Here is a 16,865-nt window from a genome sequence, read left to right on the forward strand (position 1 = left end):
CCAGCGACGACGTGGCCACGCAGGACGGCATCGAGGACGACGGCGAGGACCGCGGCACCGAGGGGCCCGCGCCGGAGGCGTTCGACACGGTCGACGTCATCCGGACCAAGCGCGACGGGGCGCGGCTCACGCCCGAGCAGATCGACTGGGTGATCGACGCGTACACGCGCGGCGTCGTGGCCGAGGAGCAGATGGCCGCCCTCGCGATGGCGATCTACCTCAACGGCATGGACCGCGCCGAGATCGGCCGCTGGACGCAGGCGATGATCGCGTCGGGCGAGCGCATGGACTTCTCGGGGCTCTCGCGCCCTACGGCGGACAAGCACTCGACCGGGGGAGTCGGCGACAAGATCACGCTGCCCCTCGCGCCGCTCGTCGCGGTGTACGGCGTCGCGGTGCCGCAGCTCTCCGGCCGCGGCCTGGGCCACACGGGCGGCACGCTCGACAAGCTCGAGGCGATCCCGGGGTGGCGCGCGGCGCTGACCAACGCGCAGATGATGAACGCGCTCGAGCACGTCGGCGCCGTGATCTGCCAGGCGGGCTCAGGCCTCGCGCCCGCCGACCGCCTCCTGTACGCGCTGCGCGACGTCACGGGGACGGTCGAGTCGATCCCGCTCATCGCGAGCTCGATCATGAGCAAGAAGATCGCGGAGGGCACGGGCGCGCTCGTGCTCGACGTCAAGGTCGGCTCGGGCGCCTTCATGAAGGAGCTCGGCTCGGCGCGCGAGCTCGCGCGCACGATGGTCGACCTCGGGACCGACGCCGGCGTGCGCACGGTCGCGCTGCTCACCGACATGTCGACCCCGCTCGGCCTCACGGCGGGCAACGCGCTCGAGGTGCGCGAGTCCGTCGAGGTGATGAAGGGCGAAGGGCCGCAGGACGTCGTCGACCTCACGGTCGCGCTCGCGCTCGAGATGCTCGCCGGGGCGGGCCGCCCGCAGGACGAGGACGACGTGCGCCACGCCCTCCTGGGCGGGCGCGCGCTCGACAAGTGGCGCGAGATGATCGCGGAGCAGGGCGGCGACTCGCGCGCCCCGCTGCCCGTCGCGCGCGAGCGCGAGCACGTCGTGGCCGACCGCGACGGGGTGCTCGAACGGCTCGACGCGTACGCCGTCGGGGTCGCCGCGTGGCGCCTCGGGGCGGGCCGGGCCCGCAAGGAGGACCCGGTGCAGGCGGGCGCGGGCGTCGAGCTCTTCGCCAAGCCCGGCGACACCGTCCGCAAGGGTCAGCACCTCATGACCCTGCACACCGACACCCCGGAGCGCTTCGAGCGCGCGGTGCAGGCCCTCGACGGCGCGTGGTCCGTCGCGGAGCCCGGCACCGTGGTCGAGCGCGGCTCGGTCGTCCTGGACCGCGTCGACTGAGCGTGACGGGCGACGAGCAGGCCCCTCGCGAGCCGGCCGACACGCGTCGGCCGCGGTCGGTCTACGGCGTGGGGACCGAGCCCGACGCACGGTTCAGCCTCGCCAACGAGCGCACCGCGCTCGCGTGGGTGCGCACCGGGCTGGGCCTGGTCGCGGGCGGCGTCGCGCTGACGTCGTTCGCGACGTTCGCGGGCATGGCGGGCCTGCTCGACGTCGTCGCGGGGGTCGCGTGCCTCGCCGGCGCCGGGTTCGCGGGCTACGCGCTCGTGTCGTGGCGCCGCAACGAGCGGGCCCTGCGGCTGCGGCGGCGCCTCCCGGCGCCGAGCGGCCTGCCGGTGCTCGTCGTCGGCGTCGTCGTGCTGGCCCTGCTGCTCGCGGGCTACGCCGTTGGGGCGGCGACCGGAGGGTGAGCGTGCCGTCGGGAGAGCCCGGCGCCGTGTCGCCGCGGGACGAGGGCCTGCAGCCCGAGCGCACGGCGCTCGCGTGGCAGCGCACGGTGCTCGGCGTCGTGGTGGGGGCGCTCGTGCTCGCCGCCGCCGGGCTGCGCTCCGGCTCCGTGGTCACGGTGTGCGCGGCGGTCGCGGTGGCGGTGCTCGCGCTCGTCCCCGCGGTGCTGCGCCCGCCGACCGGCGGGCTCCCGCGCGACGGGCGGCTCCACTCGTGGTCGTTCCTCGTGCGCGTCGGCGGCCTCGTCGTCGCGCTCGCCCTCGTGGGCGCGGCCTGGGCGTTCGGCCGGGTCCTCGGCGGTGCCGCGTGAGGCGCGGGCCGGGGGCGCTGCGGGCGACCGACCTCGCGCGCCTCCTCCCGGCGCGCACCCTGCCGCCGTCCCCGCCGTCCGGCGCCTACGCGCCCGACGCCGCGACCTCCCACGTGCTCGACCTCGCGCGCCGCGCGGGGCACCCCGAGCACCGCGTGCGCGCGCTCGCGACGACCCTCGACGGGCTGCGGCCCGCGGACCGGCGTGCCGTCGTCGACCCGCTGCGCCGGCTCGACCGGCCCGACGAGGGGCCCGTGGTCCGGCCGCTCGAGATCGCGGGCGCGCCCGCGCGCCAGACCGACGGGACGACGTGCGGCTCCGCCGTGCTGGGCCTTCTCGCCGCGGCGGGCGACCCGGTGCTCGCCCTGTGGCTCGCCACCGGGCTGCGCCCGGGGGACGCCGCGCGGCACGACCCGGAGGACGCTCGCGCGCGGGGCGGCGTCGAGCGGTTCCGGACGCTCCAGCAGGCGCTCAAGCGCCGCACGAACCGGCGCGCGCTCGGGCCGCTGCCGTGGCCCGCGGCGCTCGGGACGCCGCCCTGGGGCGCCGCTCGGACCGCACGCCACGCGGACGTGCGGTTCGTGGACCGGGTCGTCGTGGGGCCGGGCGCGGAGCGCGTCGTGCGCGCCGCGCTCGCGGCGGCCGCGCGCGGCGTGCCCGTGCCGCTCTTCACCGGCGGAGACCTCGCGCTCGGGCTCGCGACCGCCGTCCCGCGCCACGTCGTGCTCCTCACCGACGCCGACGCCGGGGCCGGGTGGTGCCGGGTCTACGAGCCGTCGTCGGGCACGCTCCGCACCGTCGCGGCAGGCGCGCTCCTCGACGGTGCCCGGGTTCCCGCCGTGCGCCGCGCGCTCGGGGGCTGGCCGCACGTGTGCTGGGCGCTCCTGCCCGACGGCCGCGCTGGCGAGGGCGCGCGCCCGGCGGCAGGATGGGCGCAGCCGCCACAGCCGTGGTGAGCACGCCGATCGTCGAGGAGGAGTCGCGATGAGCACCGTGCCCGGGAACGACGCATGGCGGGACGCCGGTCTGGACGAGCAGGGCGAGGACGCCGTCAGCCTGGTGGAAGAGGTCGAGGACGACGACCCCGGGGTCAACGACCCCGTGCACGAGGTCGACGAGTACCAGCCGCGGACCCCGCGCCCCGACCTGGAGGGCGAGGCCGCCGAGGCCGACGTCGTCGAGCAGGCGTCCGCCGTGCCCGGCAGCGACGACGACTACGCCTGACCCTCCGCACCCGGCCGGTGCGCTCGGCGCGAGGCCGGGCGTACCGGCCGGTACCGTGAGCGCATGACCACCGAGAACGCCCCGCTGACGGTCGACGTCATCCGCGCGCTGCCCAAGGTCGTGCTGCACGACCATCTTGACGGCGGGCTCCGCCCCGCCACGATCCTCGAGCTCGCCGCCGACGTGGGGCACCAGCTCCCCGCGGACGACGCCGAGGCGCTCGGCGCCTGGTTCGCGGAGTCCGCGGACTCCGGGTCGCTGGTGCGCTACCTCGAGACGTTCGACCACACGATCGCCGTCATGCAGACGCGCGAGGCCCTCGCCCGCGTGGCCCGCGAGGCGGTGCTCGACCTCGCGCGCGACGGCGTCGTGTACGCCGAGCAGCGCTGGGCGCCCGAGCAGCACCTCCAGCGCGGCCTCACCCTCCAGGAGACGGTCGACGCCGTGCAGTCCGGCATCGAGCAGGGCGTCGCCGAGGCGGCCGCGGAGGGGCGGACCATCCGCGTCGGGCAGCTCGTCACCGCGATGCGGCACGCCGACCGCTGGTCGGAGATCGCGGAGCTCGCGGTCGCGAACCGCGGGAACGGCGTCGTCGGGTTCGACATCGCGGGCGCGGAGGACGGCTTCCCGCCCTCGCGCCACGTCGAGATCTGGCGCTACCTGGCCGAGCAGAACTTCCCCGTGACGATCCACGCGGGGGAGGCGGCGGGCCCGCAGTCGATCGCCGAGGCCGTGCACCTGGGCCAGGCGAGCCGCATCGGCCACGGCGTGCGCATCGTCGAGGACATCGCGTTCGACCCGGAGTTCCCGCACAGCGCCGAGGGCGAGCCCGGGACGGCCGCGCTCGGCCTCCTCGCGCACTGGGTGCGCGACCACCAGGTCCCGCTCGAGCTGTGCCCGTCGTCGAACGTGCAGACCGGGGCGGCGACGTCGATCGCCGACCACCCGATCACCCGCCTCAAGGAGCTCGACTTCGCGGTCACGCTCAACACCGACAACCGGCTCATGTCGCGCACGACGATGACCCAGGAGATGGCGCTCCTCGTCGAGCACGCCGGCTGGACCATCGACGACCTCGCGGACGTCACGATGACCGCCGCGTGGAGCGCGTTCGTGCACCACGACGAGCGTCGTGCGCTCGTCGACGACGTGATCCTCCCCGGCTACCAGCAGATCGAGGGAGCGCAGCTGTGAGCGACGCGACCGGCACGCAGCCCCTGGACGCGGCGGGCCTGGCCCGCTTCGTCGACCACACGCTGCTCAAGCCCGAGGCCACCCCCGCGGACGTCGCGGCGCTCGTCGAGGAGGGCGTCCGCCTGGGCGTCTACTCCGTGTGCGTCTCCCCGTCGATGCTGCCCCTGGACCCGGCGACCACGCGCGAGCGCGGGCTGCTCGTCGCGACGGTGTGCGGCTTCCCGTCGGGCAAGCACCACAGCGACGTCAAGGCGTTCGAGGCCGCCCGGTCCGTCCGCGACGGCGCCGACGAGGTCGACATGGTCATCGACGTCGGCGCGGCCAAGGCCGGCGCGTGGGACGCGGTGCGCGACGACGTCGCGGCCGTCCGCGCCGCCGTCCCTGCGGACAGGGTCCTCAAGGTCATCATCGAGTCCGCCGCGCTCACGGACCACGAGATCGTCGAGGCGTGCCGCGCGTCCGAGGCGGCGGGCGCGGACTTCGTCAAGACCTCGACGGGGTTCCACCCCGCGGGCGGTGCGTCGACGCACGCCGTCTCGATCATGGCCGAGACCGTCGGCGGTCGCCTGGGCGTCAAGGCGTCCGGCGGCGTCCGCACGCTCGCCGACGCCCTCGCGATGATCGAGCACGGCGCCACGCGCCTCGGGCTGTCCGGCACCGCCGCCGTCCTCGCGGGGTTCGACGGCGCGGACGCCCCCTCCGCGGGGGACACGGGCTACTGAGCGTCGTGACGGCGGCGGTGACCGTCGTCGCGGAGGGCTGACGAGCCGGGGTCCCCGGTCGCCGGGACGTTCCGGCGACCGGGGACCCCGGCTCGTGGTGGCTCAGAGGCCGAGCGCGCGCGTCATGTCGGCCTTGACGCGGTCGATGCGGTCGCGGGCGAAGGCCCGGGCCGCGGTGAGGTCGTCGTGCGAGGCGTCCGGGGCGACCGGGACCACGACCTCCAGGTAGCACTTGACCTTCGGCTCGGTGCCGCTCGGGCGCACGATCACGCGTGTGCCGTCCGCGGTGAGGATTCGCACGCCGTCCGTCGGCGGGAGCCCGTCCAGGCCCGCGGAGAGGTCGGTGACGTCGGAGACGCCGGCGCCCGCGAGGGTGCGCGGGGGAGCGGCCCGCAGGTGGGCCATCGTCTCGCCGATGCGGTCGAGGTCCTCGAACCGGGCGGAGAGCTGGTCGCTCACGTGCAGGCCGTGGGCGCGCGCCAGGTCGTCGAGCGCGTCGACGATCGAGCGCCCCTCGGCCTTGAGGCGGTTCGCGAGCTGCGCGACGAGCAGCGCCGCGCTGATGCCGTCCTTGTCCCGCACGTGGGCCGGGTCGACGCAGTAGCCGAGCGCCTCCTCGTAGCCGAACACGAGGCCGTCGACGCGCGAGATCCACTTGAACCCGGTGAGCGTCGTCGCGAAGCCGAGCCCGTGCGCGGCCGCGATCTTGCCCAGCAGCCGCGACGACACGATCGAGCAGGCGAGCACGCCTCCCGGCGCGCCCGACGCGGCGACGCGGCGCGCGACGTCGTCGCCCAGGAGCGCGCCGACCTCGTCGCCGTGCAGCATGCGCCAGCCGTTCGACCGGGCCGTCTCCGCGCCCTGGTACGTCCCGACGCGCGGGTCGAGCACCGCGACGGCGCACCGGTCGGCGTCGGGGTCGTTGGCGAGCACGACGTCGGCCGCCGCGTCCTGCGCGACGGCGAGCGCGAGGTCCATCGCGCCCGGCTCCTCGGGGTTGGGGAACGCGACGGACGGGAAGTCGGGGTTCGGGTCGAGCTGCTCCTCGACCGGCACGACCGTCGTGAAGCCCGCGTCGCGCAGGACGTGCGCGACCGTCTCGCCGCCCACGCCGTGCAGCGCCGTGGTGACGACCTTGAGGTCGCGCCGTGCGCCGTCGGACAGCGCGAGGACCGACCGCTCGTAGGCGACGACGACCTCGCGGTCCAGCACGGTCCACCCGGACGACGCGCGCGGGACGGACCGCGCCGGCCCGACGGCCGCGATCGCGGCGGCGATGTGCGCGTCGTAGGGCGGGACGATCTGGGCGCCCTGGCCGGAGTCGGTGACGACGCGGCCGCCCAGGTAGACCTTGTACCCGTTGTCGGCGGGCGGGTTGTGGCTCGCGGTCACCATGACGCCCGCGTCGGCGCCGAGGTGGCGCACCGCGAAGGCGAGGACGGGCGTCGGCAGCGCGGACGGCAGGACGAGCACGTCGAGGCCCGCCGCCGTGAGCACGGCCGCGCTGTCCACCGCGAACGTGCGGGAGCGGTGCCGCGCGTCGAACCCGACGACGACGCGCGGTCGCGCCGCGCCGCCCGCGCCCGCCGGGCCCAGGGCGTCGAGCAGGTAGGCGCCCAGGCCCGCGGCCGCGCGGATGACGACCGCGCGGTTCATGCGGTGCGGCCCCGCCTCCATGCGCCCGCGCAGGCCCGCCGTGCCGAACTCGAGCGGGCCGGAGAACCGGTCCTGCAGGTCGGCCAGCGCGCGGACGCGGACGTCGTGCTTGCGCGGGTCGGGGGAGTCGACGAGCTCGAGCAGGCGGCGCAGCTCGTCCTGGTCGCCCGCGTCGACGTCGTCGTCGATCCACGCCGTGACGCGCGCGAGGAACGCCGCGTGGTCGGTCCCCGGGTCGAAGGTCGGGTCGTCGGCCGGGTCGGCCCGGTGCCCCGCAGTGCGGTCCGTCATGTCACACCAGCTTCGCGATGTCGGCCAGGAGGGCGCTGATCCGGGGTCCCGCGGCCTGGCCGGCCTCGATGACCTCGGCGTGGGAGAGCGGCGTCGGGCTGATCCCGGCGGCGAGGTTCGTCACGAGCGAGACGCCGAGCACCTCCAGGCCGCAGTGCCGGGCCGCGATGGCCTCGAGCGTCGTGGACATGCCGACGAGGTCGGCGCCGAGAACCCCGGCCATCCGCACCTCGGCGGGCGTCTCGTAGTGCGGCCCGGGGAACTGGGCGTACACGCCCTCGGGCAGCGTCGGGTCGACGCGGTGCGCGAGCTCGCGCAGGCGCGGCGAGTACACGTCGGTGAGGTCGACGAACGTCGGCCCCTCCAGCGGGCTGCGGGCCGTGAGGTTGATGTGGTCGGAGAGGAGGACGGGAGTGCCCGCGCCCCACTCCTGGTTGAGCCCGCCGCAGCCGTTCGTGAGGATGAGCGTCTCCGCGCCCGTCGCGGCGGCCGTGCGCACGCCGTGCACGACGGCGCGCACCCCCTTGCCCTCGTACAGGTGCGTGCGCGAGCCGAGCACGAGGGCGTGCCGCACCGAGCCGTCGGCGCGCTCGACCCGGATGGACCGCGTCACCGAGAGGTGCCCCGCGACCGCGGGTGCGGCGAAGCCGGGGATCTCGTGCGTCGGGACCTCCGCGACGACCTCACCGAGCAGCTCCGCGGCGCCGCCCCAGCCCGACCCGAGCACGAGGGCCATGTCGTGGCCCTCGACCCCGGTGGCCTGCGCGATGTGGTCGGCCGCGGCCCGGGCCACGAGGAAGGGGTCGGTCGCGGGATCGTCGAGCGGGGGTGTGCTCGGAGGCGTCGTCGTCATGGTCGCAAGGCTAGTCCGTCCCCGGGCCCGCGACCTGACGAGCACCGCCGTCCCGCGCGGCACGCCGGACCTGCCGGGACGTCTCGCATGCTGACACCGAGGGACGCGACGGCCTGACAGAATGTCCGGCGTGACGCACGTGAGCATGGACTCCTCGACTTCCCCGGACAGCACCCGCATCGTCGTCGTGGGGGGTGGGCCCGGCGGCTACGAGGCCGCCCTCGTCGCCCGTCGCCTCGGCGCCGACGTCACCGTCGTCGAGCGCCACGGGCTCGGCGGCGCGGCCGTCCTGACGGACGTCGTCCCCTCCAAGACGCTCATCGCCACCGCCGACTGGATGACGATCGCCGAGCGCGCCGCCGAGCTCGGCATCCGCCTCCCCGTCGACACGGCCAAGGCGCAGCACCCCGCGATGCGGCGGCACATCGTCGACCTCGAGGCCGTCAACACGCGCGTCATGGCGCTCGCGGCGGCGCAGTCCGCCGACATCCACGCCCGGCTCGAGCGCGAGGGCGTGCGCGTCGTCATCGGCGAGGGCCGGCTCGACGGCCCCGAGCGCGTCGTGGTCGACGCGCCCGACGGCACCGACGGCCCGCTCGTGCTCGACGCCGACGTCATCCTGCTCGCGCTCGGCGCGACGCCGCGCGTGCTCCCGACCGCGCAGCCCGACGGCGAGCGCATCCTCACGTGGACCCAGCTCTACAACCTCTCCGAGCTCCCGGAGCGGCTCGTCGTCGTGGGGTCGGGCGTCACCGGCGCCGAGTTCGCGGGCGCGTACAACGCGCTGGGCTCGGACGTCGTGCTCGTGTCGAGCCGCGACCGCGTGCTCCCCGGCGAGGACGCCGACGCCGCCGAGCTGCTCGAGGGCGTGTTCCGCTCGCGCGGCATGACGGTCATGTCCCGCTCGCGCGCCGAGTCCGCCGAGCGCACCGCGGACGGCGTCCGCGTCACGCTCTCCGACGGCCGCGTCGTCGAGGGCTCGCACGTGCTCATCGCCGTCGGCGCGATCCCCTCGACGAGCGGCATCGGCCTCGAGGAGGCCGGGGTCCGGCTCACGCCCAGCGGGCACGTCGAGGTCGACAAGGTGTCGCGTACGTCGGTGCGGGGGATCTACGCCGCGGGCGACTGCACCGGCGTGCTGCCCCTCGCGTCCGTCGCGGCGATGCAGGGCCGCGTCGCCATGTCGCACGCGCTCGGCGACGCCGTCGTGCCGATCAAGCTGCGCACCGTCGCGGCGAACATCTTCACCGCGCCCGAGATCGCGACCGTCGGGTACAGCGAGGAGCAGCTCAAGGCGCAGAGCAGCAAGTACGTCACGACCGTCCTGCCGCTCGCGCGCAACCCGCGCGCCAAGATGCTCGGGATGCGTGACGGCTTCGTCAAGCTGTTCGCCCACCCGGAGGCGGGGGTCGTGCTGGGCGGCGTGGTCGTCGCGCCGCGCGCGAGCGAGCTCGTGTTCCCCATCACGCTCGCGGTCTCGCACCGCCTCACGGTCGACGACGTCGCGTCGGCCTTCACCGTCTACCCGTCGCTCAGCGGCTCGATCGCCGAGGTGGCGCGCATGCTGCACCACCGGGAGGACTGAGCACCCGCAGGCGGTCCCGGCGGGCGGAGCACCTCAGCCGAGCGCGGCGACCAGCCGACGGGCGCTCGCGGCGGGGTCCTCGGTGCCCGTGACGAACGTGCGGTGCGCGAGGCTCCGCGTGCCCGGGTCGTCGAACCACTCGGCGAGGAAGTCGTGCCCCGCGGGGCGCCAGTCGGTGCCCTTGCCGGCGAACGAACGGGCGCGCAGCACGCCGAGCGCGTGCTCGCGGTCGGTGCTCGGCAGCACGAGGACGACGTGCGGGACGGACGCGAGCGCGGCGCGGACGCGGGCGAGCTGCGCGGGGTCGGTGTACGACGCGTGCCCCGCGCCGAGCGCCAGCACCGAGCCCGGGTGCTCCGCGACCGCGCGCTCCGTCGCGTGCGCGCGGGCCGGTTCCCACTCGCGCTCGGCCGCCACGCGGCCCACCACGCCGACGCGCTCGACGAGGCGCTCGACGCTCCAGCCGACCTCGGGGTAGTAGCGGTCGGCCACGGCGTCGAGGTCGACGAACGGCACCCCGAGCCGCTGCGCGACGAGCGCGCCGAGCGTCGACTTGCCGGTCGCCGCGGGACCGAGCAGGACGAGGACGGGCGCCGGGGGACGAGCGTCCGGCACGTCAGAGCCGTCCGTCGAGACGCAGGCTCCCGTCCGACCACGCGAGCTCGGTGAGCTGGAAGCCGGGGAACGTGTGCTCGAGCACGCCGCCCAGGAGCGCCTGCACGTCGACCGCGACGCGCGCCTCGGGCAGCACGCGCACCGCCTCGGGGGGCAGGCCGTGCGAGCGCAGCGCGCCCTGCAGCGGCGCCTCGACGAAGCCGAGGAGCTTGTGGGCGGGCAGGCCGGCCGCGCTCGCCTCGACCGCGAGCACCGCGGTGCCCGCGACGACGGACTCCACGCGCAGCGTCGCGCGGACGACCGGGACGAGCCGGGCCGCGAGCCGGAGGGCCGACGGCGGGTCGGGCACCTCGCGCAGGTCGACGACGACCCGCACGTCGTCGCCCTCGCTCGCGACCGACCGCACGTACGGCGGCAGACCGCCCGTCGCGCGGGCGATCTCGACGGCCTCGGTCACGGTCAGCTCGATGCGCACCCGTCGACCCTAACCCCGCCGCCCCGCGCCCGGGTCGGGCCGCGGGCGCCGGGCTCCCGGGCCGAGGTGGCCGGGACGGGTCTCAGTCCTGCGCGCGGAGCTCGGTGAGCAGCGGGCGGTGGTCGGACGTCGTGACGTCGAGGACCTCGACCGACCGGAACGTCACCGCGGGGGAGCCGAGGACCCAGTCGATGCGGTGCGCGGGGGCCACGGCGGGCGACGTGAGCGCCGCGGGGTCGCCCGCGACGTCCTGCCCGCTCTCGAGACCGGCGTCCTCGAGGAGGGAGATCTCGTCCCAGCCGGGCTCCGCGTTGAGGTCGCCCGCCAGGACGTACGCGTCCTCGACCGGCTCCGCGGCGAGGAGCGCGTCGAGCTGGTCGAGGCGGGTCGGGGTGTTCTCCTCGCGGTGCTGCACGTGCACCGACGTGACGCGCACCGGGACGCCCGCGGCGTCGACCGTGGCGGAGACGGCCGAGCGCTCCTGGGGGCCGGCGCCGTAGGGGAGGGCGTGGCGCACCACGTCGGTGAGGTCGCCCCGCAGCGGGTCCCAGAGGATCGCGTTGCCGAACTGGCGGTCGGCCGCGGGCGCGAAGACGACCCGCATGCCCGTGGCGCGCGCGAGGTAGGTCGCCATGTCGGCGCCGCCGCCGAGCACCCAGCCGCGGGACACCTCCTGGAGCGTCACGACGTCGGCCCCGGACGCCGCGATCGTCGCCGCCATCTCGTCGAGCCGGACCGACGGGTCGGCGCTCACGCCGTAGTGCAGGTTCCAGTCCAGCAGCCGGAGGTCGCCCACCGGGTAGTCGGCGACGGCGGACGTCGTCGTCGGCACGTGGACCTGGGAGACGCCGACGAGCGCGAGCAGCGCGACAGCGCCCCCGAGGGCGAGCGCGAGCGGCCCGCGCTCCCGAGGGGCGGGCCGCTCGTCGTCCGGGGTCGGCGCGGCGCGGTGCGCACGCCTCCCCGCGACCACGGCGGGGACGGCCACGGCGAGCGCGGCCGCGACGGGCAGCAGGGTGTGAGGGAACGGCAGCGGGACGTCGTACTCGAGCTGGTAGCCCAGCAGCGGGACGGCGACGCCGAGACCCGCGGCGCTCGCGGCGCCGGCGAGCCGGAGCCACGTGAGCGGCAGCGCCGGGCGGGTCAGCGCGAGGGCGAGCGTGCGCCCCGCGACCGGGACCAGCAGCACGAGCAGGGCGAGGAGCACCCAACCCCACGCGCCCGGCCCGTCGACGCGGGGGACCGCGAGCAGGACGACGGCGACGCCCACCACGAGCACCGCGGGCGGGAGCCACCCCGCACCGGGACCGGACCGCGCGGGGCGCGGGACGGCCCAGGCCGTGAGCAGCGCGGCGACGGCGAGCCCGGCGACCGCGAACGGGAGCGCGACCCCCGTCTGCGCCGCCGCGAACGCCGGGTTGACCAGCACCTGCACGGCGAGCGCGACGAACGGGCCGAGCACCCACAGCCCGCGCGACCCCGGCAGGGCGTCGCGCCCGCGCAGCACCCACGCGCAGGCGAGCGCCGCGCCCGTGACGACGACCGTCACGACCCACGCGCCGACGTCGGCCCGCCAGTAGGCGTCCCACGTCCCCAGGAGCGCGCTCAGCGCCGCGGCGAGGAGCGCGCCGAGCACGACGCCCAGGGCCACGAGGCGGCCCCGTGCGAGGCCGTCGGCTGCGCCCGCGCGGGCGCCGCTCGCGAACCCCGCCACGAGGACGAGCACGCCGATCCCGAGCGCGACGGTCGCCAGGCCCACGCCGTACCGGACGAGCCCGAGGTCCGCGCCCGAGGCGATCGCCGTGCCGAGCCCCTGGAGCACGAGCCGCGCCAGGACGAGCGCGGAGACGGCGAGCAGCACGACGCGGCCGGTGAGCTCGAGCCGCGCGGCGATCATCGCGACGAGCAGGCCCGGCGCCGCGTACGTCGCGAGGGCCGTCAGGGCCACGGTGACGACCCCCGCGGAGAACGCGTGGTCGAGCAGCGGGCCGCTCGACCGCACGAGCTCGACCACCGTCGCCGTGACGGTGACGACGAGGAGCAGGAGGGCGAGGTCGGCGCGGTCGCGCGGGACGACGGGGGCCGGCGCGGGGGTCACGAGGTGTGACGCTACCGCCCCGGGCGCGCGCGGCACAGGGCGGCCGGCGTCCGGGCGGGCGGGTCGGTGCTCGGGACGGCGCCCGGGCCCTCAATCCTCGGGCGGGCCCTCCAGCAGGGCGCGCAGCCCCGGCCAGGCGTCCGCGAAGGCCGGGAGGAGGTCGAGGCCCGCGACGTCGTCGACGGGGACCCACCGCACCTCGATGCTCTCGGCGTCGGTCGCGCGCGGCTCGACCGGCGTGCCGTCCACGACCTCGGCGAGGACCGTCGTGTACCGCCACGGGCCGTGGTCGAGCACGCGCTCGCCCACGACGCGCACGGCCGCGGGGTCGATCCCCGCCTCCTCCTCCGCCTCGCGCAGGGCTCCCTGCGCGGCGGTCTCGTCCGGCCCGACGGCGCCCCCCGGCACGCCCCACGTCCCGCCCTGGTCGGACCACGGGGCCCGGTGCTGGAGCACGACGTCGGTCGGCCGTCCGGCGCCGTCGCGCCGGGCGAGCAGCAGCCCGGCCGCCCCGAACAGCCCCCAGTGCCGGCGTCCGCACGCGCACTCGACCCAGCCGTCGCCGGGCTGGAGGTGGCGGGGGAGCCTGGTCGGCGGCTCGTCGGGGTCGCGGGGGGCGGTCGGGATCGTCACGAGCCCCATGCTGCCAGCCCGGTGCCGCCCCGCCGCGCGCGGCGGTGCGCCGTCGGCGAATTCCGTGGACCGTGTGGGTGGCGCCCGGCACGATGTCCGGGTGAGCCATACGCCGTACGAGAACACCGACGCCGCGCCCGCGGACGCCGTCGACCGTCCCGCCGAGGACGACACGCTCGCCCGGCCCCGGTGGCGCCGGGACACAGCGGTGTTCCTGTCGGGGCAGACGGTGTCCCTGTTCGGCTCGATGCTCGTCCAGTACGCCGTCATGTGGCACCTGACGATCGAGACCAAGTCCGGCTCGGTGCTCGCGCTGAGCACGCTGTTCGGGTTCCTGCCGCAGGCCGTCGTCTCCATCTTCGGCGGCGTGTGGGCGGACCGGGTGAACCGCAAGGTGCTCGTCATCGCCGCCGACGCCACGATCGCCGTGACGACGCTGGCGCTCGCGCTCCTCATGCTCGGCGGGGCCGACGACCTCTGGCTCATCTACGCCGCGCTCGCGGTCCGCTCGACGGGCGCCGGCGTCCAGACCCCGGCCGTCGCGGCGCTGCTCCCGCAGATCGTGCCCACGAGCAGGCTCCTGCGGGTCAACGGCATCAACCAGTCGATCCAGTCCGCGATGATGCTCCTCGCGCCCGCGGTCGCCGCCGCCCTGTACGCGAGCCTGTCCCTGGTCGCCGTGTTCTTCGTCGACGTCGTCACCGCCGTGGTCGGGATCGGGCTCCTCCTGCTCGTGCCCGTCCCGACCCTCGCGCGCGCCGCCGCGGGCGAGCGTGCGGGGTACTTCGACGACCTCGTCGAAGGGTTCCGCTACCTCGGGTCGCACCCGTTCGTCCGGTGGGTGCTGGGCCTCTACGCCGTCGTGTTCCTGCTCATCGTCGCGCCGTCGTACCTCACGCCGCTCATGGTCGCGCGCACCTTCGGCGAGGAGGTCTGGAAGCTCACCGTCAACGAGGTCGCGTTCTCCGTCGGGATGCTCCTCGGGGGCGTGCTGCTCGCGACGTGGGGCGGCCTCAAGAACCGGATCGCGATGATCGTCGGCTCGACGTTCGTCTTCGGCCTGCTGTCGGTCGCGATGGGCGTCTCGACGAACATGTGGGTGTTCTTCGTCTTCATGTTCCTGCTCGGGCTCTCCGTGCCGCCCTTCTCCACGACGTCGATGACCGTTCTGCAGGAGACCGTCGAGCCGGAGCGCCAGGGTCGGGTCTTCGGGTTCGTCGGCATCGTCATGGCGGTCTCGATGCCGCTCGGCATGGTCGTGTTCGGCCCGCTCGCGGACCGCTTCTCCGTCGAGTCGCTGCTCGTGGTCGCCGGGGTCCTCATGTTCGTCGTCGTGACCGTCGCCGTCGCGCTGCCCTCGGGACGGCGGGCGATGCGCGCCGCCGCCCAGCCCGGCTGACGGCAGACAGACGGCGAGCTCGGCACCCGCGGTCGGGATCGGCAGTCGGTGCTACCGAGCTCGACCTCGGGTGCCGAGCTCGGTCGGAGGTGCCGATCTCGGGACGCTCGTGCCGACCCCGGTCGGTCACCGGGGCGGGACGCGCAGGTCAGTCGACGATCTCGCAGATGGCGGTGCCCGAGCTGACGCTCGCGCCCGCGGTCGCCGAGAGCGAACGGACGGTGCCGGCGCGGTGGGCGAGGAGGGGCTGCTCCATCTTCATCGCCTCGAGCACGACGACGAGGTCGCCCTCGGCGACCTGGGTGCCGTCGGCCACGGCGACCTTGACGATGGTGCCCTGCATGGGCGACGCGAGCGTCGTGCCCGAGCCGCCGCCGTTGGACTTCGCGGCGCTGCGGCGCGCGGGGCGGCGGGCGGCGTTGGCGGTGCGGGCGCGCCCGGCGGCCATGCCGAGCCCGGCGGGCAGCACGACCTCGAGCCGCTTGCCGCCGACCTCGACGACGACGCGCTCGGTCGCGAGCGGCTCGTCGTCCTCGTCCGCGGGCGCCGCCGGGGCCGGCGCGAGCGTGGCGAGCCGGTCGGCGAACTCGGTCTCGATCCACCGGGTGTGCACGCGGAACGGCTCGTCGTCGGTGGGGACGAACGCCTCGGCGTCGAGCACGGCGCGGTGGAACGGGACGACGGTCGGGATGCCCTCGACCTCGAGCTCGCGCAGGGCGCGGCGGGCGCGCTGGACGGCCTGCTCGCGCGTGGCGCCGGTGACCACGAGCTTGGCGATCATCGAGTCGAACGCGCCGGAGATGGTGTCGCCCTCGACGACGCCGGAGTCGACGCGCACGCCCGGCCCGGACGGGAAGCGCAGGCGCGTGATGCGCCCCGGGGCGGGGAGGAAGTTGGCCGCCGGGTCCTCGCCGTTGATGCGGAACTCGATCGAGTGGCCGCGCACCTGCGTGGAGGTGTACCCGAGCGGCTCCCCGGCGGCGATGCGCAGCTGCTCGCGCACGAGGTCGATGCCGGTGACCTCCTCGGAGACGGGGTGCTCGACCTGCAGGCGGGTGTTGACCTCGAGGAAGGAGATGGTGCCGTCGGCGCCGACGAGGAACTCGCACGTCCCGGCGCCCACGTACCCGGCCTCCCGGAGGATGGCCTCGGACGCCTTGTACAGCTCGGCCTCCTGCGCGGCGCTGAGGAACGGCGCGGGAGCCTCCTCGACGAGCTTCTGGTGGCGACGCTGGAGCGAGCAGTCGCGCGTGGACACGACGACGACCGTGCCGTGCTCGTCGGCCAGGCACTGGGTCTCGACGTGCCGGGGGGTGTCGAGGTACCGCTCGACGAAGCACTCGCCGCGCCCGAACGCCGCGGTCGCCTCGCGGACGGCCGACTCGTAGAGCTCGTCGATCTCGTCGGTGGTGCGGGCGACCTTGAGGCCGCGGCCTCCGCCGCCGAACGCTGCCTTGATCGCGATGGGCAGCCCGTGCTCGGCCGCGAACGCGTGGACCTCGCTCGCGTCGGCGACCGGGTCGGGCGTGCCGGGCACGAGGGGGGCGCCCGCACGGTGCGCGATGTGGCGGGCGCTGACCTTGTCGCCGAGCGCGTCGATCGCGGCGGGCGGCGGGCCGATCCAGACGAGCCCGGCGTCGAGCACGGCCTGCGCGAACTCGGCGTTCTCGGCGAGGAAGCCGTACCCGGGGTGCACGGCGTCGGCACCGGAGCGGCGCGCGACGTCGAGCAGCTTCGCGATGTCGAGGTAGGTCTCGGCCGCGCGCGTGCCGCCGAGCGCGAACGCCTCGTCGGCGAGGTGCACGTGCAGGGCCTGGCGGTCGGGGTCGGCGTAGACCGCGACGGACGCGATGCCGGCGTCGGCGCACGCGCGCACGATCCGGACGGCGATCTCGCCACGGTTGGCGACGAGGACCTTGCTCAGGGGGCGGGTGGGGTTCGCGGGCACGGCTCACGGTAACGCGTGCGCACGGCGCGGTTCACGCTCCTGCGCGCGGTA

General features: G+C 76.0%; 16 protein-coding genes. 9 read left to right on the top strand and 7 right to left on the bottom strand.

The genetic code is table 11. From position 1 onward, the window contains the following. Nucleotides 1–29: 29 nt before the first annotated feature. From MT994_RS10020 to deoC, 7 genes are all read left to right on the top strand, one after another. A complete protein-coding gene (locus MT994_RS10020) occupies nt 30–1,364 on the top strand; it encodes a thymidine phosphorylase (RefSeq protein WP_051027501.1) in 1,335 nt (444 codons plus the stop codon). Between the two features lie 2 nt (nt 1,365–1,366). Beyond that, the gene (locus MT994_RS10025; protein ID WP_354806081.1) at nt 1,367–1,774 is read left to right on the top strand and encodes a DUF202 domain-containing protein; all 408 of its coding nucleotides are present in this window, start codon (nt 1,367–1,369) and stop codon (nt 1,772–1,774) included. 2 nt (nt 1,775–1,776) lie between these two features. Next, nucleotides 1,777–2,121 (top strand): DUF202 domain-containing protein, encoded by a 345-nt coding sequence (locus MT994_RS10030; protein WP_354806082.1) that lies wholly within the window; start codon nt 1,777–1,779, stop codon nt 2,119–2,121. Then, nucleotides 2,118–3,077, top strand: coding sequence for a hypothetical protein (locus MT994_RS10035; RefSeq protein ID WP_354806083.1), 960 nt, complete (start codon nt 2,118–2,120; stop codon nt 3,075–3,077). Before MT994_RS10030 ends, MT994_RS10035 begins: the two co-directional genes overlap by 4 nt. A gap of 28 nt (nt 3,078–3,105) precedes the next feature. After that, nucleotides 3,106–3,345: a hypothetical protein gene (locus tag MT994_RS10040; RefSeq protein ID WP_354806084.1), complete on the top strand. Its 240-nt coding sequence runs from the start codon at nt 3,106–3,108 to the stop codon at nt 3,343–3,345. A 63-nt stretch (nt 3,346–3,408) separates the two neighbouring features. Beyond that, nucleotides 3,409–4,539: an adenosine deaminase gene (locus MT994_RS10045; RefSeq protein ID WP_021482285.1), complete on the top strand. Its 1,131-nt coding sequence runs from the start codon at nt 3,409–3,411 to the stop codon at nt 4,537–4,539. Further along, nucleotides 4,536–5,261 carry a deoxyribose-phosphate aldolase gene (deoC, locus tag MT994_RS10050; RefSeq protein ID WP_194522314.1) on the top strand — a complete coding sequence of 242 codons (726 nt, stop codon included), beginning with the start codon at nt 4,536–4,538 and terminating at the stop codon, nt 5,259–5,261. The genes MT994_RS10045 and deoC overlap by 4 nt, the downstream gene beginning before the upstream one ends. A gap of 102 nt (nt 5,262–5,363) precedes the next feature. On the opposite strand, the gene MT994_RS10055 is transcribed toward deoC, so the two are convergent. Both MT994_RS10055 and MT994_RS10060 read right to left on the bottom strand, forming a co-directional pair. Then, complete coding sequence (locus tag MT994_RS10055; RefSeq protein WP_354806086.1) at nt 5,364–7,208, bottom strand: phospho-sugar mutase; 1,845 nt, start codon at nt 7,206–7,208, stop codon at nt 5,364–5,366. 1 nt (nt 7,209) lies between these two features. Further along, nucleotides 7,210–8,061: a purine-nucleoside phosphorylase gene (locus MT994_RS10060; protein WP_354806087.1), complete on the bottom strand. Its 852-nt coding sequence runs from the start codon at nt 8,059–8,061 to the stop codon at nt 7,210–7,212. A 145-nt stretch (nt 8,062–8,206) separates the two neighbouring features. On the opposite strand from MT994_RS10060, the gene MT994_RS10065 reads away from it, so the two are divergent. Further along, nucleotides 8,207–9,646 (top strand): NAD(P)H-quinone dehydrogenase, encoded by a 1,440-nt coding sequence (locus MT994_RS10065; protein WP_354806134.1) that lies wholly within the window; start codon nt 8,207–8,209, stop codon nt 9,644–9,646. Between the two features lie 33 nt (nt 9,647–9,679). Here the strand turns inward: MT994_RS10065 and MT994_RS10070 are convergent, their stop codons facing one another. The 4 genes from MT994_RS10070 to MT994_RS10085 all read right to left on the bottom strand — a co-directional run bounded on the left by MT994_RS10070 (nt 9,680) and on the right by MT994_RS10085 (nt 13,476). Then, a complete protein-coding gene (locus tag MT994_RS10070; RefSeq protein ID WP_354806088.1) occupies nt 9,680–10,261 on the bottom strand; it encodes a shikimate kinase in 582 nt (193 codons plus the stop codon). A gap of 1 nt (nt 10,262) precedes the next feature. Beyond that, entirely contained in the window at nt 10,263–10,736 is a 474-nt protein-coding gene (locus MT994_RS10075; protein WP_034653947.1) for a hypothetical protein, read from the bottom strand. 82 nt (nt 10,737–10,818) lie between these two features. Further along, nucleotides 10,819–12,834, bottom strand: coding sequence for an endonuclease/exonuclease/phosphatase family protein (locus tag MT994_RS10080; protein ID WP_354806090.1), 2,016 nt, complete (start codon nt 12,832–12,834; stop codon nt 10,819–10,821). Nucleotides 12,835–12,924: 90 nt separating this feature from the next. After that, complete coding sequence (locus MT994_RS10085; protein WP_051027483.1) at nt 12,925–13,476, bottom strand: NUDIX hydrolase; 552 nt, start codon at nt 13,474–13,476, stop codon at nt 12,925–12,927. Between the two features lie 91 nt (nt 13,477–13,567). Between MT994_RS10085 and MT994_RS10090 the strand changes: the two genes are divergently transcribed. Next, nucleotides 13,568–14,866, top strand: a complete 1,299-nt coding sequence (locus tag MT994_RS10090; protein ID WP_031316695.1) for an MFS transporter — start codon at nt 13,568–13,570, stop codon at nt 14,864–14,866. 148 nt (nt 14,867–15,014) lie between these two features. Here MT994_RS10090 and MT994_RS10095 read toward each other — a convergent pair whose 3' ends face one another. Then, on the bottom strand, nt 15,015–16,814 hold the full coding sequence (locus tag MT994_RS10095) for a biotin carboxylase N-terminal domain-containing protein (protein ID WP_233140235.1): 1,800 nt from the start codon (nt 16,812–16,814) through the stop codon (nt 15,015–15,017). Between the last annotated feature and the right edge of the window lie 51 nt (nt 16,815–16,865).

It is taken from the genome of Cellulosimicrobium sp. MI9406 (genome assembly GCF_040595865.1).
Taxonomy (GTDB): domain Bacteria; phylum Actinomycetota; class Actinomycetes; order Actinomycetales; family Cellulomonadaceae; genus Cellulosimicrobium; species Cellulosimicrobium funkei.

What these genes read in the sequence shown, in the direction of transcription:
- MT994_RS10060 (WP_354806087.1), bottom strand. Translation starts at nt 8,061, where the DNA reads ATGACGACGACGCCTCCGAGCACACCCCCGCTCGACGATCCCGCGACC.
- MT994_RS10045 (WP_021482285.1), top strand. Translation starts at nt 3,409, where the DNA reads ATGACCACCGAGAACGCCCCGCTGACGGTCGACGTCATCCGCGCGCTG.
- MT994_RS10065 (WP_354806134.1), top strand. Translation starts at nt 8,207, where the DNA reads ATGGACTCCTCGACTTCCCCGGACAGCACCCGCATCGTCGTCGTGGGG.
- MT994_RS10040 (WP_354806084.1), top strand. Translation starts at nt 3,106, where the DNA reads ATGAGCACCGTGCCCGGGAACGACGCATGGCGGGACGCCGGTCTGGAC.
- MT994_RS10055 (WP_354806086.1), bottom strand. Translation starts at nt 7,208, where the DNA reads ATGACGGACCGCACTGCGGGGCACCGGGCCGACCCGGCCGACGACCCG.
- MT994_RS10085 (WP_051027483.1), bottom strand. Translation starts at nt 13,476, where the DNA reads ATGGGGCTCGTGACGATCCCGACCGCCCCCCGCGACCCCGACGAGCCG.